Origin of the sequence: Halorubrum ezzemoulense DSM 17463 (assembly GCF_002114285.1) — an archaeon.
Lineage (GTDB): Archaea > Halobacteriota > Halobacteria > Halobacteriales > Haloferacaceae > Halorubrum > Halorubrum ezzemoulense.
In genome coordinates, this window is the sequence record NZ_NEDJ01000008.1 from 36,580 (window position 1) to 56,499 (window position 19,920).

General features: G+C 72.1%; 21 protein-coding genes and 1 pseudogene. 8 read left to right on the forward strand and 14 right to left on the reverse strand.

All coding sequences use genetic code 11. The features are described from left to right. Positions 1-7 precede the first annotated feature (7 nt). Both B9H04_RS18560 and B9H04_RS04100 read right to left on the reverse strand, forming a co-directional pair. Complete coding sequence (locus B9H04_RS18560) at positions 8-166, reverse strand: hypothetical protein (RefSeq protein ID WP_155120037.1); 159 nt, start codon at positions 164-166, stop codon at positions 8-10. Positions 167-236: 70 nt separating this feature from the next. After that, positions 237-842 carry a helix-turn-helix domain-containing protein gene (locus B9H04_RS04100; protein ID WP_049931600.1) on the reverse strand — a complete coding sequence of 202 codons (606 nt, stop codon included), beginning with the start codon at positions 840-842 and terminating at the stop codon, positions 237-239. Positions 843-980: 138 nt separating this feature from the next. Between B9H04_RS04100 and B9H04_RS04105 the strand changes: the two genes are divergently transcribed. Then, positions 981-1,814, forward strand: a complete 834-nt coding sequence (locus B9H04_RS04105) for a geranylgeranylglycerol-phosphate geranylgeranyltransferase (RefSeq protein ID WP_049931599.1) — start codon at positions 981-983, stop codon at positions 1,812-1,814. Positions 1,815-1,933: 119 nt separating this feature from the next. Here the strand turns inward: B9H04_RS04105 and yciH are convergent, their stop codons facing one another. The 5 genes from yciH to B9H04_RS04130 all read right to left on the reverse strand — a co-directional run bounded on the left by yciH (position 1,934) and on the right by B9H04_RS04130 (position 8,348). Next, complete coding sequence (yciH, locus tag B9H04_RS04110; protein ID WP_004596695.1) at positions 1,934-2,227, reverse strand: stress response translation initiation inhibitor YciH; 294 nt, start codon at positions 2,225-2,227, stop codon at positions 1,934-1,936. 54 nt (positions 2,228-2,281) lie between these two features. Continuing rightward, on the reverse strand, positions 2,282-4,558 hold the full coding sequence (locus B9H04_RS04115) for a transglutaminase family protein (RefSeq protein ID WP_049931598.1): 2,277 nt from the start codon (positions 4,556-4,558) through the stop codon (positions 2,282-2,284). Continuing rightward, a complete protein-coding gene (locus B9H04_RS04120; protein ID WP_049931597.1) occupies positions 4,555-5,697 on the reverse strand; it encodes a DUF58 domain-containing protein in 1,143 nt (380 codons plus the stop codon). Before B9H04_RS04120 ends, B9H04_RS04115 begins: the two co-directional genes overlap by 4 nt. A gap of 27 nt (positions 5,698-5,724) precedes the next feature. After that, positions 5,725-6,765, reverse strand: coding sequence for an AAA family ATPase (locus B9H04_RS04125; protein WP_049931596.1), 1,041 nt, complete (start codon positions 6,763-6,765; stop codon positions 5,725-5,727). Between the two features lie 215 nt (positions 6,766-6,980). Further along, complete coding sequence (locus tag B9H04_RS04130) at positions 6,981-8,348, reverse strand: dihydroorotase (protein WP_049931595.1); 1,368 nt, start codon at positions 8,346-8,348, stop codon at positions 6,981-6,983. Positions 8,349-8,475: 127 nt separating this feature from the next. On the opposite strand from B9H04_RS04130, the gene B9H04_RS04135 reads away from it, so the two are divergent. The 3 genes from B9H04_RS04135 (at position 8,476) to serS (ending at position 10,786) form a co-directional block, all read left to right on the forward strand. Next, positions 8,476-8,997, forward strand: coding sequence for a hypothetical protein (locus B9H04_RS04135; RefSeq protein ID WP_049931594.1), 522 nt, complete (start codon positions 8,476-8,478; stop codon positions 8,995-8,997). Positions 8,998-9,084: 87 nt separating this feature from the next. Next, positions 9,085-9,324: a hypothetical protein gene (locus tag B9H04_RS04140; protein ID WP_049931593.1), complete on the forward strand. Its 240-nt coding sequence runs from the start codon at positions 9,085-9,087 to the stop codon at positions 9,322-9,324. 91 nt (positions 9,325-9,415) lie between these two features. After that, a complete protein-coding gene (gene serS / locus B9H04_RS04145) occupies positions 9,416-10,786 on the forward strand; it encodes a serine--tRNA ligase (protein WP_049931592.1) in 1,371 nt (456 codons plus the stop codon). A gap of 27 nt (positions 10,787-10,813) precedes the next feature. Here the strand turns inward: serS and B9H04_RS04150 are convergent, their stop codons facing one another. Continuing rightward, on the reverse strand, positions 10,814-11,416 hold the full coding sequence (locus B9H04_RS04150; protein ID WP_049931591.1) for an LURP-one-related/scramblase family protein: 603 nt from the start codon (positions 11,414-11,416) through the stop codon (positions 10,814-10,816). A 130-nt stretch (positions 11,417-11,546) separates the two neighbouring features. Here B9H04_RS04150 and B9H04_RS04155 point away from each other — a divergent pair, with 130 nt between their 5' ends. Then, complete coding sequence (locus tag B9H04_RS04155; protein WP_049931590.1) at positions 11,547-12,038, forward strand: hypothetical protein; 492 nt, start codon at positions 11,547-11,549, stop codon at positions 12,036-12,038. Between the two features lie 17 nt (positions 12,039-12,055). On the opposite strand, the pseudogene B9H04_RS04160 reads toward B9H04_RS04155, so the two are convergent. Continuing rightward, positions 12,056-12,590: pseudogene (locus B9H04_RS04160) on the reverse strand (P-loop NTPase); the annotation flags it as partial. On the opposite strand from B9H04_RS04160, the gene B9H04_RS04165 reads away from it, so the two are divergent. Continuing rightward, positions 12,579-12,770, forward strand: coding sequence for a helix-turn-helix domain-containing protein (locus B9H04_RS04165; RefSeq protein WP_394334717.1), 192 nt, complete (start codon positions 12,579-12,581; stop codon positions 12,768-12,770). The pseudogene B9H04_RS04160 and the gene B9H04_RS04165 sit on opposite strands and share 12 nt — an antisense overlap. A gap of 96 nt (positions 12,771-12,866) precedes the next feature. On the opposite strand, the gene endA is transcribed toward B9H04_RS04165, so the two are convergent. Then, positions 12,867-14,033 carry a tRNA-intron lyase gene (endA, locus tag B9H04_RS04170; RefSeq protein WP_049931589.1) on the reverse strand — a complete coding sequence of 389 codons (1,167 nt, stop codon included), beginning with the start codon at positions 14,031-14,033 and terminating at the stop codon, positions 12,867-12,869. Positions 14,034-14,088: 55 nt separating this feature from the next. After that, the gene (locus tag B9H04_RS04175; protein ID WP_049931707.1) at positions 14,089-15,756 is read right to left on the reverse strand and encodes an HTTM domain-containing protein; all 1,668 of its coding nucleotides are present in this window, start codon (positions 15,754-15,756) and stop codon (positions 14,089-14,091) included. A gap of 214 nt (positions 15,757-15,970) precedes the next feature. On the opposite strand from B9H04_RS04175, the gene B9H04_RS04180 reads away from it, so the two are divergent. Beyond that, entirely contained in the window at positions 15,971-16,387 is a 417-nt protein-coding gene (locus tag B9H04_RS04180; protein WP_085682472.1) for a thiol-disulfide oxidoreductase DCC family protein, read from the forward strand. 42 nt (positions 16,388-16,429) lie between these two features. On the opposite strand, the gene B9H04_RS04185 is transcribed toward B9H04_RS04180, so the two are convergent. The 3 genes from B9H04_RS04185 to B9H04_RS04195 form a co-directional block, all read right to left on the reverse strand. Continuing rightward, positions 16,430-16,963: a dihydrofolate reductase gene (locus B9H04_RS04185; protein ID WP_049931587.1), complete on the reverse strand. Its 534-nt coding sequence runs from the start codon at positions 16,961-16,963 to the stop codon at positions 16,430-16,432. After that, on the reverse strand, positions 16,963-17,991 hold the full coding sequence (gene thyA / locus B9H04_RS04190) for a thymidylate synthase (protein ID WP_085682473.1): 1,029 nt from the start codon (positions 17,989-17,991) through the stop codon (positions 16,963-16,965). Before thyA ends, B9H04_RS04185 begins: the two co-directional genes overlap by 1 nt. Before the next feature lie 97 nt (positions 17,992-18,088). Beyond that, positions 18,089-18,685, reverse strand: coding sequence for a metal-dependent hydrolase (locus B9H04_RS04195; RefSeq protein ID WP_176450665.1), 597 nt, complete (start codon positions 18,683-18,685; stop codon positions 18,089-18,091). Positions 18,686-18,830: 145 nt separating this feature from the next. On the opposite strand from B9H04_RS04195, the gene B9H04_RS04200 reads away from it, so the two are divergent. Then, positions 18,831-19,913: a pyridoxal-phosphate-dependent aminotransferase family protein gene (locus B9H04_RS04200; protein ID WP_049931584.1), complete on the forward strand. Its 1,083-nt coding sequence runs from the start codon at positions 18,831-18,833 to the stop codon at positions 19,911-19,913. The last annotated feature ends 7 nt before the right edge of the window (positions 19,914-19,920 follow it).

Genomic DNA, 19,920 nt, shown 5'->3' on the forward strand with positions numbered 1-19,920 from the left:
GTGGGCTTCACTCCGGGCCGCCGTCCGACTCGATCCCCGTGCCGTACTTCGTCGAGAACCGCTCCGCGGGCACCTCGCCGCGCGCGACGCCGATGGCGTCGCGCACGAGTTCGACGGTGGCGTCGTCTCGGGCCGGTTCGGGAACCGGTGGCTCGTCGTCGGTCATACCCGGCCCGACGCGTCGACGCCACCTCCGCGTCCCGCTTCACGTGTGTATCCCTTCAAGAGGACCGCGCTCACCCTTCGACGCCGTCGAAGACGTCGGTCACCAGCTTCGCCTGCGCGGTGCGGAGCCGCTGTGAGAGCGCCGACTTGCTGATCCCGAGCTCGTCCGCGAGGTCGCTCAGGCGCACGTCGCGGTCGTCGTCGAAGTAGCCGCGGACGACCGCGAGTTCGAGGCCGCGGCGCTGTTTCGGCGTCAGCGCGGAGAGGTCGAAGGTGACCTGCTCGGTCGCGTCGGGGCCCTCCACGACCGCGAGCCGGACGAGCCGCACCCGGTCGACGACCTCGCGGAGCTCCTCGACCAGTCGGCGCACGGCGTCGCGGTCGTCGACGTACGCGGTCACGAGGATCGTCCCGTCCTCGACGCGCCGGAAGTGCGGGGCGTAGCCGAGCCGGGAGAAGGCGTGACAGAGGCAGTCCTCGCTCACTTCGCCTGTCCCACGGCGCACGTCGCCGTCGGGCGTCGTCACGTCGACGACGCACTCCTCGCCGACGGCGTTGACAGCCACCCCGGCGGCCTCGGTGGCTTCGGTGACGATCGGACACCCGCTGTCGTCGACGAGGTCGACGTCGAGGTCGACCCGCAGGCGGCGGTCCCCGCTGACGGCGGCGTCGGACATGACAGCCGGTACGGGCAGCGCCGGTTTTACTTTTCGGCGGATTCCCGCGGACCGGTTGGACGACCCGAGCCGGGCCGGCGGCGCAGCGCGACCGATCCCACACCGTTTATTCCTCGCGGGCGGGAGTAGGCGGACGACGTGCGAGACGCGCTCCGCGGTATCGTCGAGCTCGCGCGCCTCGGCAACTGCGTCGCCGCCGGGGGGCTCACGGCCACCGGCGCGTTCGTCGCGGGCGCGGGCGGCGCCGCCCTCCCGACCGCGCTAGCGGCCGCGACGACCGTCTTCGCGGTCGCCGCGGGCAACGCGATCAACGACTACTTCGACCGCGAGATCGACGCCGTCAATAGCCCCGGCCGGCCGATCCCCCGCGGCGCCGTCTCGCCGCGGACCGCGCTGGCGACCGCCGCGCTCTGGTTCGCGGTCGCGGTCGCGTTCGCGGTCCGACTCCCGACCCTCGCGATCGGCATCGCCGCGGTGAACCTCGTCGCGCTCGTCACCTACACGAGCGTCTTCAAGGGTACGCCCGGGCTCGGCAACGCTCTGGTCGCCTACCTCGTCGGCTCGACGTTCCTGTTCGGCGGCGCCGCGGTCGGGAACCCGCGCGCGGTCCTCGTCCTCGCCGCGCTCGCCGGTCTCTCGACGTTCACCCGCGAGGTGATCAAAGACGTCGAGGACGTGGCGGGCGACCGCGAGGAGGGGCTCGCGACGCTCCCCATCGCGGTCGGCGAGCGCCGCGCGCTGTGGATCGGCGCGGCCGCGCTCGGCGTCGCCGTGACCGTCAGCCCGCTACCGTACCTCTCCGGGACGCTCGGCGCGGCGTACCTCGCGGTCGTCGCGGTCGCCGACGCGGTCATGCTGTACGCCGCCTACGAGGGCTTCGCCGACCCGGCCGCCGCGCAGCGCCGATTTAAGTACGGAACCTTCCTCGCGGCGGTGGCGTTCGTCGTCGGCCGCGCCGCGGTAGTCGCCTGAGACGGTCCGTTCCGGCCGCGTGAGTCGACGGTGCCGTCGCTCCCGGACGCGACTCATGGTAAAAACGAGAGCCGACTGCGGTTCGAACCGACGCTCGACGGCGGACGGTCAGGTGACGGTCACGCGACGTTGAAGCCCTTGTCGCGGAGGAAGTCCTCCACGCGACCCGAGTGGTTCCCCTGGAGTTCGATGGCGCCGTCTTCGACGGTGCCCCCGCAGGCGAACTTCGACTTGAGATCCGACGAGAGGGAACTCAGGTCCACGTCCTTCGGGTCGAATCCTTCGATGACCGTTACCTCCTTACCGTACCTGCGCTCGTCGATGCGGATGCTGATCTGCTGGGACTCTTTCGCGACGTCCTCGCAGACGCAGAGTTCCTGGGGCAGTCCGCACGTCGAGCAGACTTCCGACATTACAGCCTGAGTCTACAGGATGCCCATATTAAATAGTGTCGGGAAGCCCCCCGTTCAGCGGACGAACCGCCCGACGAGCGGCAGCCGTTCGAGCGCGAGCCGGCGCACGGCTCGCCGGGCCTCGTCGGCCTCGGCGCGCGTCACCGACCCGGCGTACGCGGCGCGCTCGTACGCGGCGGCGACGGTCTCGACGCGCTCGTCCGCGCCGAGCGTCCGGACCGCGTCGACGTAGCTCCGCGGCGTCTCCCCCGGGCGCCGCTCGCGGTAGCGCCCGGCCAACAGCCGTTCGAGGTCCCCGAACGCGCGCTCGGCGTCCGCCCTCGGATCGCGCCGCCGCCGCGGGAGCGCCGGACCGATCCGACGGTGAACTCGTCCCGCGAGTCCCGTCCGGCGGACCCCCGCGACGCCGAGCCCCGCGACGAGCAGCCAGTAGAGCGCGGTCTCCGGGTCGGGGAGCGACCCGAGCGGGCCGCCGTCGCTCCCGTCCGCCTCGGATCCCCTCGCCGACCGCGTGGCCGCCGCCGGAATGGTTCCGGTCCGGGTCCCGTCGAGCCGCGCGATGTCGGTGGGACCGACCGCGCCGCCGCCGCTCGCGTTCCCGACCGTCGAGTCGTTCGTCCCCCCGCTCGGCGCGTCGTCGGTCGTCTCCGCGTCGGTCTGGTTCGGTTCGGGGTCCGGCGTCCGGTCCGGGACGGACGCGTCCGTGTCGACGTTCTCCGCCCCGTCGGCGCGCGCCTCCGCGAGCCGGGTCGCCCGCGTCTCGTCGCGCGGCCCGGACGGGGTCGGGTCGAACGCCACCCAGCCGTGGTCCGGCACGTAGATCGACACCCACGCGTGGGCGTTCTGTCCCCGGACGACGTACTCGTCGTCGCCCACCCGCTGGCCCGGGGTGTAGCCGGTCTCGAAGCGCGTCGGGATCCCCTGCGACCGGAGCATCGCCGCCATCGTCGTCGCGAAGTACACGCAGTACCCGGCGTCCATCTCGAAGAGGAACGCGTCCGCCACGTCTCCCTCGGGCTCCTCGACGGTCAGCGTGTACTCGTACTCCGAGCGGAGGTACGCCTCGACCGCGGCCGCCTGCTCGTACGGCGACTCCGCGCCCGCGGCAGCGACGATCTCCTCTGTTCGGTCGCCGACCCGCTCGGGCGTGCTCTCGGGCAGCTGCGTGTACCGCTCCTCGATGGCCGTCGGGTAGTCGTCGCTGGCGTTCCGGAGCGCCGCGGGGTCTGCGTCGAGCACGCGGCTCCGGACGACCGCCCCGTCGCCCGGTTCGAGCGGCTCCGCGAGCCGGAGGCTCCCCCGCTCGTCGACCTCGACCGCGCCGCCGCCCAGAGCCGAGACCGGCTTCCACGGCGCCGGCAGCGCGGTCGACTCGGCCTCCGAGGTGATCCGCGTCTCGACGAGGTCGCTCGCGCCCGGCGGGCCCGACAGCGAGCCGTTGACCGCTGACCGCTCGCCGCTCCGCACCCACCCATCGCCGGTGTAGGTGTCGTACGCGCCGGTGTGCCAGTTCCGCTCGACCGGGCTCTCGATCGTGTACCGCACCTCCGGCGAGAGCCGCGTCGATCCGACGACGTCCAGCTCGTCGTCGCCGCTCAGGCTCGACTCTAACGTCGTTGTCCCGCGGTCGAGCCCCAGCGGGGCCGCCGCCCCCGCCGGGATCACGGTGACGGTCGCGCTCGCGACGACCATCGCGGCGACCACCACGGCGAACGTCCCCGCGTGGCCGCGGCGCCGGCTCGGCGTCGAGAGCGTCGCGAGGCCGACGGCGAGCGCCAGGCCGACGACCCCGGCGACCGCGGCTCCCGTCTCGGCGTCGCCGGTCAACACGAGGAAGCCGAGCGTCCCTCCCGCGACCGACGCGGCCGCGACGTGTCGCCCGCGCCCGGCGAAGTAGCCGACGAGGAACGTCGGCACCGGCGCCACCGCGAGCACCCAGACGTCCGCGAGCGCCAGCCGCAACACGGAGAGCCCGGTCGACAGCGCGAGGAGGTCCAAGGTGACGCTCCGCGCCGTGAACAGCGCTCGCCGGCTCTCGGGGATCGCGAGGACGTAGGCGGCGAGCCCCGCGGCGAGGAGGAGGCCGGCCAGCCACAGCGCGGTCCGCTCGCCGACGGCCCGCGCCAGCGCGACGCCGCCGAGGCCGGCGAGCGCGACGACGCCGGCGGTCCGTCCCGTCCCGCCGACGACGTTCGTTATTTGGAAGAACACGGCGAGGTACGCCGCGGTGACGACCGCGACGCCGACGACCGCCGGGTCGGCGAGCCGCCCGTCGCCGTCGGTCGGCTCGCCCGGTGAACGGGGTTCCCGGAGCGACGAACCGCGGCTCACGGCGACGCCACCTCCCCGGGGTCCGCCGCGCTCTCGGCTCGGCGCGGGCCGTGGGCTCCGGTCGGCGTGCCCTCCTCCTCGGCCTCGCGGCGCAGGTCCGCGAAGGAGACCGCCCGGTCGCCCGTGCGGAACCGGGCGCCGTCCGCCCCGGCGACGACCGTCACGTCGGCCTCGTCGTCGGCCACAGCTCCCGGGCCGGTCACCGCCGCCAGCTCCAGCACCTCTCGTCGACCGCGGCCGCCCGGTGCCGCCGAGACGCGACCGCCGGGGAGCCGCACGTCGACCGGGACCCCGTCGTCGAGCAGCGCCAGCGCGAGACTCACCGCCGCCCGGGCGAGCTCGTCGGCCGCGACCGCGCTCGCGGCCCGGTCGGTGTCGCCGTGGTCGATACCGGCGAACACCGGTCGTTCCTTCCCGCTGCCGATGTCTGTCCCGCCCGCGATCGTCACCCGGTTCCGCGCGGTCTCGGCCGCGAACTCCTTGACGACGATCTCGTCTCGCTTGGCGGTCGTCGCCCAGTGGACGTCGCGGACCGCGTCGCCACGGGTGTACTCGCGGAGCCGGTCGAACTCCTCCCGTTGCCGGCTCACGTCGACCGCGTCGGCCGCGTACAGCGCCCGCCGGAACCGCGTCGGCATCGGGTCGCGGGGCGGGTACACCGTCACGGCGTCGGTCTCGTCGACGACCAGTTCGCGCTCGAAGAGGCCGAACACGTCGGTCACGGTGAGGTCGATCGGTCCGAGGGTCCGCTCGCCGCGCTCGCGGTACGTCACGCGGTACGACACCGGCTCAGTGCCGACGGACGCTCGGATCGGCGCCGTCGGCCCGTCGAGCCCCTCGTCTACCCGGACAGACACGTCGGCGAGGAACGACGGGGAGGCGTCGCCGCCCCCGACCGCGTCGGGTCCGAACTCCAGGCGGACCTCCCGCGTCTCCCCGACGAATCCGTCGGCGGGCGCCACGTGGCGGACCGCGGGCACGTCGACCCGCAACACTTGGACGTAGCCGGCCGCGAGCGCGATGGCGACCGGGATCACGATCGCGTCTAAGGCGCGGCCGCCTGCTGCGAACGCGCTGGCGGCTGCGACGAGGCCGACGACGCCGGCGACGCGCCCTCGTCGGGTGAGCGCTGGCGTCATCGGCGCGAGGGGGGCGTCATGGGCGGGTCACTCCACGCGAATCCGGTCGAGCGCGTCGCTGACGACGTCCGCGCCGTCGGTCCCGCCCGACTCGGTCCGGACCCGATGCGAGAGCACCGTCGGCGCCTCGGTCTGAACGTCGTCCGGGATCACGTACCCGCGGCCGTCGAGCGCGGCGCGGGCCTGCGACGCGCGGATCAGCGCGAGGCTCCCGCGCGGGCTCGCCCCGAGCTTCGCGTTCCGCCGGGTGAACACCGCGAGCCGGGCCACGTACTCCCGGACCGCCTCCGAGGCCTCGACCTCGCCGACGACCCGGCGGGCCGCCCGCACGTCCGCGATCGTCGCGACCGGCTCGACCGAGTCGACCGGGTGGTCGCCGGTGAGCCGCCCGAGGATCGCGGCCTCCTCCTCGGTGTCCGGGTAGCCGAGCCGGATCTTCTTCGTGAACCGGTCGACCTCCGCGACCGGAAGCTCGTACGTCTGTCCCGGCTCCACGTCGTTCTGGGTCGCGATCACGCAGAACGGGTCCGGCAGCTCGCGGGTGGTCCCGTCGGTCGTCACCTGGTTCTCCTCCATCGCCTCCAAGAGCGCCGACTGCGTCTTCGGCGGGGCGCGGTTGATCTCGTCGCCCAGCACGACGTTCGCGAACACCGGACCGGGCTGGAAGTCGAACTCGTCGGTGCGGCGGTTGAACACGTTGACGCCGGTGACGTCGGAGGGAAGGAGGTCGGGGGTGAACTGGACGCGCTTGAACGAGCCGTCGATCGAGCGCGCGACCGACTTCGCGAGCGTCGTCTTCCCGACGCCCGGCACGTCCTCCACGAGCAGGTGGCCGCGCGCCAGCACGGTGACGAGGACGTGTTCGACCGCGTCTCGCTTGCCGACGATCACGTCCTCGACCTCCTCGACGATGCGGTCCGCGAGCGTGGCGACGTCCGCGGGGGTCTCCGGTCCGCTCCCCGCGCCGGCCCCGGTCGTCGCTCCCGCGGCCTCGGCGTCGCTCGATTCCGCGTCGGCCGACCCCGCGGGACCCGTCCCGACCGGCCCCGACTCTCCGGGGTCGGTCATGTCCGGCCGACCTCGTCCGGGTCGGGCTCCCGCCCCGAGGCGACCGTGCGAATGCTCCCCGTGGTCATCGATATACACCGGCTAAGGCGAGCAACGGCATATGCGTTCCGCCGCCCCCGATCCGTCGTCGCGGCCGATTTCGGCGTCTCGGCCGTCGATCGCCCGGACGCGCGGTTTCCGCACAGCGCTCCGCGATTCCCTTCGGTTCCCCGCGATTACGACTCCCTGACGTTCCGCCCGACGGGCTCGCCGAACGACGCCGCCCCCGTCGCCGGGTCGCGTTCGTAGACGACCTCGCCGCGGACGAGCGTCACCTCGGGGAAGACCCCGCGGAGCCCCTCGAATGGGGTCCACGCGGGGGCGCTGTGGAGCGCGGCGGCCTCGATCTCGCGGGGGTCGGCGATGTCGACGAGGACGAGGTCGGCGTCGCGCCCCGCCGCGACCCGCCCCTTCCGGTCGAGGCCGAATATCTCGGCCGGGTTCGCGGCGACCACGTTCCGGACGCGTTCGAGCGACAGTTCGCCCGTCCGCGCCGACTCCAGGAGCAGGGGGTACAGCGTCTCCACGCCCGGCACGCCGCTCGGCGCGTCGACGAGTCCCCGCCGCTTCTCCTCGACCGTGTGAGGCGCGTGGTCGGTCGCGACCACGTCGACGTCGCCCGCGGCGAGCCGGGCGAACAGTGCCTCGCGGCGCTCCTCCGACCGGAGGGGCGGGTTCATCCGCCCGAACGTGCCGAGCGACCGCGCCCGCTCGCGGGAGAGGTAGAGGTGGTGCGGCGTCACCTCGCAGGTGACCAGTGCGGTGTCGGCGTCGCCCCCGTCCTCGTCGGCTCCCGACCCGCCCTCGCGGGCCTCCGTCACCGCGTCGACCGCCTCCGGCGTCGAGGTGTGCGCGACGTGGAGCTGGGCGTCGCGCTCCGCGGCCGTCGCGAGCGCGCGCTCGACCGCGGCGACCTCGGCGTCGGCCGTCCGATAGGCGGACCACGCGTTGGCGGTCGCGGCCGTGCCGACCCCGCCGAGGTCGCCGTTGAGCGCGCCGTCGTCGAACAGCGTCGCGTCCTCGGCGTGGACCGTGACCGGCACGTCGCGGGCGCTCGCCTCGTCGAGCGCGTCGGCGAACAGGTCGGCGTCGATCCCCATGTCGCCGGTCGAGTCCGCGAGGAACACCTCGCCGAGCGCGAAGAGGCGCCGATCGAACAGCTCCTCGGGGTCCCAGTCGGGGGTCACGCCGCCGTTGATCCCGTAGTCGACGAGCGAGTCGGCCGCGAGCGCGGCCTTCTCGTCGAACGCCGCGCCGTCGACCGTCGGGGGCGAGGTGTTCGGCTGGTCGACGACGGTCGTGACCCCGCCGGCGGCCGCGCTCTCGGACCCGGAGGTCCACGTCTCCTTGTGCCCCCCGCCGGGCTCCCGGAAGTGGACGTGGACATCGACAGCGCCCGGCAGGAGGTGCCTCCCGCGGGCTTCGAGGACGCGCTCGCCGCCGTCGGCGCCGAGCCCCTCGGCGACCACGTCGATCCGTCCGTCGTCGCCGATACGCACGTCTCGCACCCGGCCGTCGGCCAGCGTCGCGCCCGTGATGAGCATCGTTGTCGGCCGGTCGCGGCGAGCGGGATAAACGCTGGTGGTTCCGGGCGGCCGCCGGCCGACCGCGACGGCGACGCCTCGCAGGTCACCACAAGAGGTTTGCCGCCCGCGGCGGCTCGTCTCGCGCATGGTCTCGCCCGTCCCCGCTCCGTCGGTTCCGCTCTCCCTCGCTCCCGCGGTCGTCGATTCGGTCGTCGGCTGGCTGTGGACGCTCGCGCTGCTGGGCTTCCCCGGGCTCGTCGCCGCGGGACTGTGCGTGCCGTTCCTCGCGGCGTCGCGCCTCCGGGCGCTGTTCGAGGCGCTTCCCCCGGCGGGGCGGGTCCTCCCCTCGTACCTTGCGGTCGCGGTCGGGCTCTCCGTCCCGTACCTCGTCGGGGTCGGCCTCACGGTGGCGCGCGCCGGCGAGGCGGGGCCCGCGTGGAGTTCGGGGTTCCTCTCAACGGCGCTTCTCGGCGGCGTCCTCGTCGGCCTCGTCGCCCCGGCGGCCGCGGTCGCCGGGCTGCCGCGGTTCGGGGTCGACTGGGACCCGACGGGATACGGCGTCGGGACGTGGCTCCTCCTCGGCGCCGCCGGCCTCTGGTACGCGGTCGTCGCCGCCGTGCCGCTCGCCGCGCTCGCCGTCGGGATGGCGTTACCGGGCGGGTACTGACGGCGACGCGCGAACCGGGCGCCCCGACTCCGCGGGACCTCCCGATTCCATAACCCTTTGTTGCCTCGCGTCAAGACTCCACCGCGCATGCTCCCCGCACCATTCCGGCTGTTCTTCGTTGCCGTCCCCCTCCTCGTTAGCGCCGGCGCGCTGGCGATGGCGGCGTTCCCGCGAAAGATGACGAGCTGGCAGACCCGCTCGCCAGACGGATCGACGGGGCGGATCGAACCGAGCGACACGCGGATCCTGATGATGCGCGTGATGGGCGTCGTCGTCGCCGCGCTCGCCCTCCTGATGGCGTTCGGTACGTTCTCGTTCATCCCCTGAGGCCCGCGGTTCCGCGCCCCGGCCCGAATCCTTGTCACGCGGTGACGACGCTCCGATACGGTTTTGGGTCGCCCCGCGGAACTCCCGACAAATGCTGTCTCGACAGTTCGTCCGGGAGAACCCCGAGGTCGTCCGCGAGGCGCTCGACAACAAGGGCGTCGACATCGACCTCGACCGGATACTCGACGTCGACGAGGAGTGGCGGAAGCTGAAACAGCGCGGCGACGACCTGCGCCACGAGCGCAACGAGGTCTCCTCGACGATCGGCGAGCTGAAAGCCGCCGGCGAGGAGGAGGCGGCCCAGGAGGCGATCGAGCGCTCGCAGGAGCTCAAGTCGGAGCTCCAGGAGGTCGAGGCGCGCGCCAACGAACTGGAGCGCGAACTGGAGGCGTCGCTGCTCGAACTGCCCCAGATCCCCCAAGACTCCGTGCCGGTCGGCGCGGACGAGTCGGAGAACGTCGAGGTGCGCCGCGAGGGGTTCGACGACCGCCGCGAGGTCCCCGCCGACGTGGAGCCGCACTACGACCTCGGTGAGGACCTCGAGATCCTCGACTTCGAGCGCGGCGCGAAGGTCGCCGGCGGCGGGTTCTACGTCGCGAAGGGCGACGGCGCGCGCCTCGAACACGCCCTGATCCAGTTCATGCTCGACGTCCACCGCGAGCAGGGGTACGAGGACGTGTTCCCGCCGATCCCCGTCAACTCCGAGTCGATGCGCGGCACCGGGCAACTCCCGAAGTTCACCGAGGACGCCTACCGCGTCGAAGGGTCGAACGAGGACGACTACGACGACGACGACCTCTGGCTGCTCCCGACCGCGGAGGTGCCGGTCACGAACCTCCACCGCGACGAGATCCTCCTCGGCGAGGACCTCCCGCTGAAGTACCAGGCGTACACGCCCAACTTCCGACAGGAGGCGGGCGAACACGGCACCGAGACGCGCGGTATCGTCCGCGTCCACCAGTTCAACAAGGTGGAGATGGTGAACTTCGTCCGGCCCGAGGAGAGCGACGAGCGCTTCGAGGGGCTCGTCGACGAGGCCGAGGAGGTACTCCGCCGCCTCGAACTGCCGTACCGTATCTTGGAGATGTGTACCGGTGACCTCGGGTTCACGCAGGCGAAAAAGTACGACGTTGAGGTGTGGGCACCCGCGGACGACATGGACGAGGGCCCGGAGCAGGGGGGCCGCTGGCTGGAGGTCTCCTCGGTCTCCAACTTCGAGGATTTCCAGGCGCGCCGCGCCGGGATCCAGTACCGCGAGGAGCATCACGAGTCCGCGGAGTACCTCCACACCCTGAACGGCTCGGGGCTCGCGGTCCCGCGGATTGTCGTCGCGATCCTAGAGTACTACCAGAACGACGACGGCACCGTCACCGTCCCGGAGGCGCTCCGCCCGTACATGGGCGGCACCGAGGTCATCGACGGTCACGACGCGGTCGGCGAGTCGAAGCTGGGCGGGGAGTAGCCGGCGCCGTCCCCTCGGTCGCGGCCGCTACTTGTTCTCTAGGGCGTCGAGGATACACGCGGCGGCGATCACCGCCTCCTTCGGCACGCCGCTCGCGTCGTCGATGGTGACCGTGTAGGCGTCGCGCATCGAGAACTGCCCCGCGATGTCGCCGACGTGGCCGCCGTCGGCGTCGAATATCTCGTACTTGTTCGGGATCAGGTTCGCGGGGCCGACGAGGTGCCGGAGCGCGGACAGCACCTTGTTTTTCGACCGGATCGTCGCCAGCGCCTCGCCGGTGTCGGGGTCGCGAATCGTCCAGTTCTCGACGAGAAGCGAGAGGTCCTCGTCCAAGACGACGACCTCCTCGCCGGTGCCCGCGTCGGTGATCGCGTAGTTGCCCGCGACGTCCATGATGCCGCCGGCCTTCACCGAGAAGGCGTCCTCGCCGTCGGCCGTGACGAACGGGAACTCCTCTTTCAGCTTGAACATCTTCTGTTTCCCGCGCAGGACGACATCGCCGGCGCTGTCGGTGACGGCGTACTTGTTGCGGACCAGCGACTGCGTGACCTCGTATCGGTCGTCGCTGAGGTCCACCGTTGAGATGTCGTACGCGCTCGACTTGGCGGGGAACGTGGAGGGGTCGACCATGGGTGTCGACGCGCGTCACCGCCGGAAAAAGCTTCCTGCTCTCTCCGCGGCGCCCGCGGCCGGTCGGTAGCTCAAGCGATCGTCGTAGCCTCCGAGACCCCTTTTGAAACGGCGCACCGTCGTGACGGTAATGTCTCGACTCGCCCTCGTCGCGGTCGCGTGTCTCGTCGTCCTCGCCGGCTGCCTGTCGGGCGGCGCTCCGGGCTGCCCCGCGATAGGACCGGACGGCGAACGGGTCGACGATCCGGTGTGTCCCGACCAGCGGACGGGCGGGCTCTCGCTGTCCCTCGATCGGGACGGGGAGACCGTCCGCGTCGTCGCCACGAACGTGGGCGACGAGCCGGTCCCGATCAATCCGGACCGGTGGGTCGTCTTCCGGAACGCCGCCGACTCGGGGGCGCCCGAGTGGCGGGCGGCGGCGAACGCGCCGGCGGGAACGTACAACCTGACCGTGATCGAACTGGCCCCCGACGAGACGCGGACGTGGGCGCTCCGCTACGACCCGACCGCGTCGGACGCGTCCGACCGGCGCGACGCGGTGCTCGACCGGCCGGGCGAGTACGTCTTCTCGCTCGGGTCGAACAACAGGACCTACGTGATCCCCTTCGATATCGAGGCGTGAACGGCGGCGCGCGCCGCTCAGACCGCCTCCTCGCTCTCCCGCTGTCGGTGGTGACGCCGGAGGACGCCGACCTTGTTCGCGACCGCGGCCGCCAGGTCCCGGAACGCCGCCGCGGCCTCGCCGTCGCCGTCGGAGACGATCGGCTCACCGTCGTCGCCTCCCGTGCGGACGGCCGGGTCCAGCGGCAGCGATTTGAGGTACGGGACGTCGACCGACTCGGCGAGCGTCCGCCCCCCCGCCCTCGCCGAATATCTCGTGTCTGTCCCCGCAGCTCGGGCAGACGAACCCGCTCATGTTCTCGACGACGCCCAACACGTTCGTCCGGTACTCCCCGAACATCTGAACGCCTCGACGGGTGTCGCCCACGGCGACGGACTGCGGCGTCGTGACGACGACCGTCCCCGTCACGGGGAGGTTCTGAAGCACCGTCAACTGGACGTCGCCCGTCCCCGGCGGCAGGTCCACCACGAGGTAGTCGAGCTGCCCCCACGACACGTCCTCGAAGAGGTCGGTGAGCGTGTTCTGCGCGACCGGTCCGAGCTGACCGACCGGCAGCGCGAAGCGGCGCGCACCGCGCACTTCGCCGGGTTCTTCGAGTGGCCCCGCGAGCACACCGGAGAGGAGGTGGCGTCGATGATGGATATCTCGCAGACGACGTTCACGCAGCACCTCCGCGCGGCCGAAAACAAGCTGTTCGCCGCGCTGTTCGACGACACTGTGACGGTGTCGTGAACGGCCCGCGGAGCGGTGACCGGTCGGCCACGGGGCGGTGATCGGTCGGCCGCGAGACGGTCGGCTGCGGTATCCCTCAACTCCGGTGCCGGTCGGCTACGGCGTCAGTCGGTCGACCGAGACCCACTCCACGTCGGCGGCGCGGACCCAGTCCGCCGCGCGCGCGCCGCGTCCGCCGCCGCCGACCGACGTCACCGCGAACACCATCTCCTTGCGGACGCCGCCGGCGAGCCGCACGTCGAGCGAGAGCTCGCGCGGCGAGAACCGGTGGTCGGCCTCGACGACGCGCACCAGGTGTTCGGAGTGGGGCAGGTCCTCGACCGTCTCCACGTCGAGGTACGTCCGGAAGTCGGCGCCGAACTTGAAGCCGGTCTTCGGCACCGCGTCGGCACCGCGGAGGCGCTCGTACACCGCGAGCCGGCGGTCGAAGCGGTCCCCCTCCACCTCGCGGCCGCGGGCAACGATCCGGGCGGCGTCGTCGCCGGCAACACCCCCCTCGTCTCCGACCGACGTGGACAGCGCCAGCCGGCCGTCCGCGACCAGCGACGCGGCCTCGACGAGGGAGAGCTGGAGCGCGCCCTCGACGTCTGCGGCCCGTCCGGTGAGCGGGCGGCCGTAGAAGCCGCGCTCGTACAACCCCTCGGGGGCGTCCCAGACGACGACGCGGTCGGCGAGGAGGACGCCGCTCAGGTCGGCGGGGGGCTCGTAGTCGGTCGCGCCGTCGACTGCGCCGCCCTCGGCCGCGAAGTAGGTGATGTCGGACTCCTCGTCGACGACCGCGAGGGTGCGGCCCGCGAGCCCCGCGGCCGCGACGGACTCCCGCTCGCCGACGACCCGAATGGGGTACTTGACCTTGCCCGTGTCGGGCGTCTCGCCGCGCTCGTAGGCGACGAAGTCGACCGCGTCTCCCGGCGCGTCGCTCCCCCCGGGCCACGGCTCGCGGGCGGGCGAGAGGTAGAAGCCGCGGTCGCGGAGGTCGGAGTAGACGAGGAACCGCACCGCGAAGCGGTCGGCGGCGGCCGCGCTCGCGACGAAGAAGCGCTCGAAGCCGACGGGGTCGCCGCCCGACACGCCCGCCGCGTCGCCCCCGAGTTCGATCCCGGAGAGGTCGCCGCGGAACAGGAGGTGGGCGGCCTCGACCCGCGAGAGCGCGATCTCGTTGCCGTCGAGCGGCCGCCCGTACCCCCGGGCGTCGTAGAAGCGCTGGCGGGCGTCCCCGCCCACGCGGACCGCGTCGCCCCGCAGGTGTCCCGTCGGTTGCATACCCGTCACGGCGGCCGGGCGAGGGAAGGGGGTTGCGGTCGGCGGTCGGGGCCGGTCACTCGTCTTGGATGAACTCGCCCGAGCAGTCGTACTCGATCAGCTCGAACCCGTTCGCGGCCACCACGCTCCCGTTGTAGGGGTCGGTCCGCTCGTACTGCTGGTGGATCGTGACGTTTTCCACGGCCGTCTCGCGGGTCCGGTTCCAGTCTTCACAGAGGTAGTTCGCGAGGTACGACCGGTGGTTCTCGTTGTCCGTCGACGCGACGTTGCCGAGGTACTTCCGCCAGCGCGCGCTCCGGTAGGTGGCCTCCGCGCGCGGCGGCCGGTCGAACTCCACGGGCGAGTCGCGCAACACGTCTCGCTCGGTCCCGTCGGCGAGGGTGCCGACCGTCACGAACCACCGGGTCGTGCGGGTGGGATCCGGTGCGAACATCCGCCAGTGTTGGTCCATCTCGACGGTTTCGAGGGCGTTTTCGGCCGGGTCTGGCGTCTCGGCGTAGCCGACCGCCTGGGCGCTCGAGAGGACGATCAGCACGAGGAAGACGTACGGCACGACCGTCGAGAGGAGCGGTCGTCCGCGTCCGACTCGCGCGCGGAGGCCGGCGAGGGCGCCGCTCGGCGTCGGTCGGGGTATCGACGCGTCGAGCGAGGCGAGCGCGTCTCCGACGGACTCGAGGCGCGCGCGCCACCGTTCGAGGGCCGCCGGCAGGCCGAACCGATCCACGGCGCGCTCCGCGGCGTCCCAGACCGGGGTCTGGAAGAACGGCACGAAGCCGACGACGACGACGATGGGGAAGAGGCCGATCGGCATCGTGACCGCCATGCCGAGGTGCATCCCGACGAACAGCGAGGCGATCGCGGCGCGCGGGATCCCCGTGAGCAGGATCAGCAGCGGGGAGGCGAACAGGAGCGCGATCCACAGGACCGTGAGACCGCGGAGCAGGCCGGTGAACTCGGCGAGGTGGTTCCCCAGCAGGTAGGTGAAGTGGTCCGCCTGCATGATGTACGCGACCGCCTCGCCGTCCATCCAGAGGTCGCTCCCGCGCTTGTGGATGCCGTTCGTCACGTACATCAACAGCACCTGTATCAGGACCGCCATCGTGGCGACGGTCGCCACGGCGGACCCGGACGGCCCGGCTGTCGCGGACTCATCGCCGTCGTCCGCCCCGGGATCTCTCTCGGAGCCGCCCGCGCCAGCGGCGGCGTCCGCGTCGGTCCCCGCGCCTGCCCGCCTGAGGGCGTCGACCGACCAGCGGGCGCCGAGCGGGAGGAAGACGCTCCAGAAGAGCAGCATGCGGAGCAGGCTGTCGCCCGAGTTCAACACCATCGGGTTCCGGGCGTGGAGCGAGAGCAGCAGCAGCCACGAGGCGAGCGCCGCGAGCCGCGTCCGATAGCCGGCGAGCAGCGCGAGGGCGAACGCGCCCGCGAGCGCGAACAGCAGGGCCACGGCCCACGGCTCACCGACGAGCGCGTGGACGGAGTACACCTCCCCGTAGTCGGCGAACAGCGCGCTCCGCGGGAGCACGCCGTCGTCCGTGTAGAAGGCGGACAGCGAGCGCGACCGCCGGATCAGGTCGGCGATCACCAGCGCACCGAGGCCGATCCGGAAGGCGGCGAGCGCGCGCAGGTCCACCGAACACCGCGCGGCGAGCGCCGCCGAAAGCCGTCGCACGACGGTCCGGAACCGCGATCGGGCGGTCGCGACGGAGGAACTTCGAGCCATGATGTCGGACTCCAACTTGTTGGAGAGGCCGAGGGACCTGTATAAGTTTTCCGTGCGCGGGACGGACCGCGTCCGCCTCGGCGCCCGCCGGGGTACCCGGCAACCGGTATCCCCCTTCTGCGCTCGCCGCAATCTTCCGCTCCGCCGCCACCGCAACCCCGGCTCCGGGTCCACCGCAATCCTGAACTGCGGCGGCGACGTAGGTTCGCGAGTGATGGACGGGGATATCCCCGACGATGAGGCCGTCATCCTCTTCGACGGCGTCTGTAACCTCTGTAGCGGGTTCGTACAGTTCGTCGTCCCCCGCGACGCGGAGGAGAAGTACCGCTTCGCCTCGCTCCAGTCCGACGTGGGACAGGCGCTGCTGGCCGAACACGACCTTGCGAGCGACGACCTCGACTCGGTCGTCCTGATCGAGGACGGCGAGAGCTACGTGAAGTCGTCGGCGATCATCGAGATCGCGTCGGGGCTCGGCGGCCGCTACCGGCTGCTCTCGCCGTTCCGCTACGTCCCGAAGTCGGTCCGCGACCGAGTCTACGACTTCGTCGCCGACAACCGATACCGGGGGTTCGGGAAGAAGGACCGGTGTATGATGCCCACCGGCGACGTGGAGTCGCGGTTCATCGAGTGAGCGAGGCGTTACCCCCGGCTCGCTCACTTCGCGTCGCGCCGATCACTCCGCGTCGCGCCGCTCGTAGGTGACGAACGCGAGGTCGTCGTCGGTCTCGTGGGCGCGCTCGACCCACGTCTCCCGGTCCCAGTCCGGAAACCGCGTGTCGCCGTCGGGGCGCTCGGGGATCTCGGTGATCTCCATCCGGTCGGCGCGGTCGAGGTACGCCTCGTACACCGTCGCGCCGCCGATGACGTACACGTCGTCGACGCCGCGGTCGGCGGCGTCCGCTCTCGCCCGCGCGAGCGCCGACTCGACGTCGTGCGCGACGACCGCGCCGTCGGGGAAGTCGCCGTCGTCGACGGGGCGGGTCGTCAACACGACGCTCGTCCGCTCGGGGAGCGGGCCGCCGACGCGCTCGGCGATGCGTTCGTACGTCTTCCGACCGACGATCACCGGGTGGCCGGTCGTGAGGCGCTTGAACCGTGCCAGGTCCGCTGGGTAGTGCCACGGCATCGCGTCGCCGTCGCCGATCACGCGGTTCTCGGCGACGGCGGCGACGAGGACGAGGTCCGGGTTCGAATCCATGCCCGCCATCACTCCGCGACCGCGAACGAGATGCCGTCCGCGGAGTCGTAGTCGACGACCTCGACGTCCTCGTAGGTCAGCTCGTCCAGCGGCTTGTCCGCGATCTCGATCCGCGGGCGGTCGCGGGGCGTCCGCGACAGCTGTTCGAGCAGGCCGGGCACGTGGTCGTACCCCTCCTGCCCGTTCGGCTCGTCGGGGGCGGTGCGCTCGACCCAGCTTTTCACGTCGAGGTAGTCCTCCTTGCTCTCGACGTTCGCGAGCCGCTCCTGGACGTAGCGGAGATTGTTCGCGTACCACTTCCCGCGCTCGCCGCGGCCGCAGTAGACGTGCGCGTCGACGACCGTGTGGCCGCACTCCCCGACCTCGAAGCCGGTCCGCTGCGCGAGCGCGTTCGCCAGCCGCGCGTACGCCGCGATGTTGAACGGGACGCCGAGCGCGATGTCGCCCGACCGCTGCGTCAGGTGGAGGTTGAGCCGGCCGTCTTGGACGTTCACCACGAAGGTGTAGTGGCAGGGCGGTAGCGTCGAGACGGCGGCGTTCGCCGGGTGCCACGCGTTCACGACCATCCGGCGGGAGTGGGGGTTCTCTTCGAGCGTGTCGAGGACGTACTGAATCTGGTCGAACGTGCGCCGCCGCGTCCCGTCGTCGTCCTCCTCCACGGTGACCCAGCGGTCCGCGTCGTCGGGCCACGTCTCGCCGGGGAGTTCGGCCGCCGCCTCCGGGACGGGGTACCGCCGCCAGAACCGACCGTATGCGGTGTCGAGCTTCCCCTCCTCGTCGGCCCACGCGTCCCAGATCTTCGTCTCCTCGCGGAGGTTCCGGATGTGCTCCTCACCGGAGAGGTACCACAGCACCTCGTGGATGGGCGAGTTCCGCCGGTAGCCGTCCATCTTCTTCGTCGTCAGGAGGGGGAACCCCTCCGCGAGGTCGACGGTGTACTGCCCGCTGAACGTCGCGATGGTGTCGACGCCGGTCCGGTTCGGCTTGTACGTGCCCGTCGAGAGCGCGTCGTCGACGAGATCGAGGTACTGTTGCATGGTGGGGTGGACGCGCCGGGACGGCCGTCGCCGGCGCGGGCTGATATCGGATGAAACGGGGCGGGGAACCTAATAACGTTGATCGAACCCGCCGCAGTCACCGGTACCGCTCGGGGACGTACGGGTCCAACACCGCCGGCAGCAGCGGGAAGAACACTGCGGCGGCGTCCGCGAGACGCCGGCGAAGGACCGCGTACACGGCGGCGACGATCACCGTGGCGACGACGAGCCGTCGGAGCGGCCCGTCGAGCAGGAGGTACAGCGGCACCGACATCGCGACGGAGAGCGCGAGGTCCTCCACCGCGCCGTCGTAGCGGACGCCGCGGCGCGGCGGGATCCACCGATCCCGGTGGTGGTCGTACACCGCCTTGTCGGAGTTCCCCTCCCACGGGCGGAGCTCCAGCCCGCCGCCGTACATGTCGGTGACGCTGTGGAACGCCGCCCCGAGGAGGAAGAACGCGGCGCCGACGGTGACGGGTGACGGCGCCAGCGCCGCCGCGAGCAGCGCCGGCACCGCGATCACCGGGTAGTACACCGGGTAGTGGAGCGTCCGCCGGTGACCGACGTACATGTCCAGATCCGGCGTGAGGCCGCCGAGAAAGCCGGCGACGAACCCGATCGGCGCCAGCTCCGGCGCCACGAGCGCCAGCGGGGTCGCGAGCAGCATCCCCGCCAGCACGTGGGTCGGGAGCATCATTGTGATCGTACTCAGGCGACAGAAATATATGAGTATGTCGCCCGGCCGTTTCCGTCGCCCGACCGTCTCGATCGCTCGACTGCGGCGCCGACCGTCGCGCTTCGCGCGGACGGTTTATATACGGGCGGTCAAACCGGGACGTATGCTCATGACGCCGGGACCGACCGCGGTCCCAGAGCCCGTGCGCGACGCGATGTCCCGCGAGCTGATACACCCCGACGTAGACCCGCGGTTCCGGGAGATATACGACCGGCTCACCGACCGGCTCGCGAGGGTCTACGGCGTCGACACCGACGCATCCGGAGGGGACGCCCGCGATGTCGTCGCCCTCGGCGGCGAGGGAATCCTCGGGCTGGAGGCGGCGGTCGCGTCGCTCGTCGAGCCCGGCACAGAGGTGCTGTGTCTGTCGAACGGGCTCTACGGCGAGGGGTTCGCCGACTTCGTGGAGTCGTACGGGGGGACCCCGACCCTGGTCGCCGCCGACCACGACGAGCCGCTCCCGGTCGACGCGCTCGACGAGGCGCTGGCGGGGGACGAGGCCGACTTCGACATCGCGACGATGGTCCACTGCGAAACGCCGACCGGCGCGCTCAACGACGTTACGGCGGCGCTCGACCGGATCGAGGCCGCAGACGCGGAGGTCCTCACGGTCGTCGACGCCGTCTCGTCGCTCGGCGGCGTCTCGGTCCCGACGGACCGGATCGACGTGTGCCTCGGGGCCTCACAGAAGTGCTTCAGCGCGCCGCCCGGGCTCGCGACCGCCGCGGTGAGCGAGCACGCGTGGGCCGCGATGGAGGAGCGGGACCCGCACTCGCTGTACGCGAACTTCCTCCCGTTCCGCGACGTGAGCGACGGGTTCCCGTACACGCACCTGACGACCGAGGTCGTCGCGCTCGACGCGGCGCTCGGGCTGCTGCTGGACGAGGGCCTCGACGCGGTCCGAGAGCGACACGAGGCGGCCGCGGCCCGGTGCCGCGAGCGCGGCGCGGAGCTGGGGCTGGAGCCGGTTCCCGACCCGGAGCGCAGTTCGCCGACGGTGACCGCCTTCGAGGTCCCCGGTCGGGCCGAGGCGCTTCAGGAGCGGCTGCGCGAGGAGCACGACGTGATTCTCGCGACCGGACTGGGCGAAGACGCCGGAGACGTACTCCGCGTCGGCCACATGGGTCACAACGCGCGAGTCGAGCGCGTCGACGAGACGATGGACGCGCTGGCGGCGGTGTTATGAACGAGGA

What these genes read in the sequence shown, in the direction of transcription:
- B9H04_RS04185 (WP_049931587.1), bottom strand. Translation starts at nt 16,963, where the DNA reads ATGGCGGGCATGGATTCGAACCCGGACCTCGTCCTCGTCGCCGCCGTC.
- B9H04_RS04180 (WP_085682472.1), top strand. Translation starts at nt 15,971, where the DNA reads ATGGACGGGGATATCCCCGACGATGAGGCCGTCATCCTCTTCGACGGC.
- B9H04_RS04120 (WP_049931597.1), bottom strand. Translation starts at nt 5,697, where the DNA reads ATGACGCCAGCGCTCACCCGACGAGGGCGCGTCGCCGGCGTCGTCGGC.
- B9H04_RS04200 (WP_049931584.1), top strand. Translation starts at nt 18,831, where the DNA reads ATGCTCATGACGCCGGGACCGACCGCGGTCCCAGAGCCCGTGCGCGAC.
- B9H04_RS04150 (WP_049931591.1), bottom strand. Translation starts at nt 11,416, where the DNA reads ATGGTCGACCCCTCCACGTTCCCCGCCAAGTCGAGCGCGTACGACATC.
- B9H04_RS04140 (WP_049931593.1), top strand. Translation starts at nt 9,085, where the DNA reads ATGCTCCCCGCACCATTCCGGCTGTTCTTCGTTGCCGTCCCCCTCCTC.
- B9H04_RS18560 (WP_155120037.1), bottom strand. Translation starts at nt 166, where the DNA reads ATGACCGACGACGAGCCACCGGTTCCCGAACCGGCCCGAGACGACGCC.
- B9H04_RS04125 (WP_049931596.1), bottom strand. Translation starts at nt 6,765, where the DNA reads ATGACCGACCCCGGAGAGTCGGGGCCGGTCGGGACGGGTCCCGCGGGG.
- B9H04_RS04100 (WP_049931600.1), bottom strand. Translation starts at nt 842, where the DNA reads ATGTCCGACGCCGCCGTCAGCGGGGACCGCCGCCTGCGGGTCGACCTC.
- B9H04_RS04155 (WP_049931590.1), top strand. Translation starts at nt 11,547, where the DNA reads ATGTCTCGACTCGCCCTCGTCGCGGTCGCGTGTCTCGTCGTCCTCGCC.
- B9H04_RS04195 (WP_176450665.1), bottom strand. Translation starts at nt 18,685, where the DNA reads ATGCTCCCGACCCACGTGCTGGCGGGGATGCTGCTCGCGACCCCGCTG.
- yciH (WP_004596695.1), bottom strand. Translation starts at nt 2,227, where the DNA reads ATGTCGGAAGTCTGCTCGACGTGCGGACTGCCCCAGGAACTCTGCGTC.
- serS (WP_049931592.1), top strand. Translation starts at nt 9,416, where the DNA reads ATGCTGTCTCGACAGTTCGTCCGGGAGAACCCCGAGGTCGTCCGCGAG.
- B9H04_RS04175 (WP_049931707.1), bottom strand. Translation starts at nt 15,756, where the DNA reads ATGGCTCGAAGTTCCTCCGTCGCGACCGCCCGATCGCGGTTCCGGACC.
- B9H04_RS04135 (WP_049931594.1), top strand. Translation starts at nt 8,476, where the DNA reads ATGGTCTCGCCCGTCCCCGCTCCGTCGGTTCCGCTCTCCCTCGCTCCC.
- B9H04_RS04130 (WP_049931595.1), bottom strand. Translation starts at nt 8,348, where the DNA reads ATGCTCATCACGGGCGCGACGCTGGCCGACGGCCGGGTGCGAGACGTG.
- endA (WP_049931589.1), bottom strand. Translation starts at nt 14,033, where the DNA reads ATGCAACCGACGGGACACCTGCGGGGCGACGCGGTCCGCGTGGGCGGG.
- thyA (WP_085682473.1), bottom strand. Translation starts at nt 17,991, where the DNA reads ATGCAACAGTACCTCGATCTCGTCGACGACGCGCTCTCGACGGGCACG.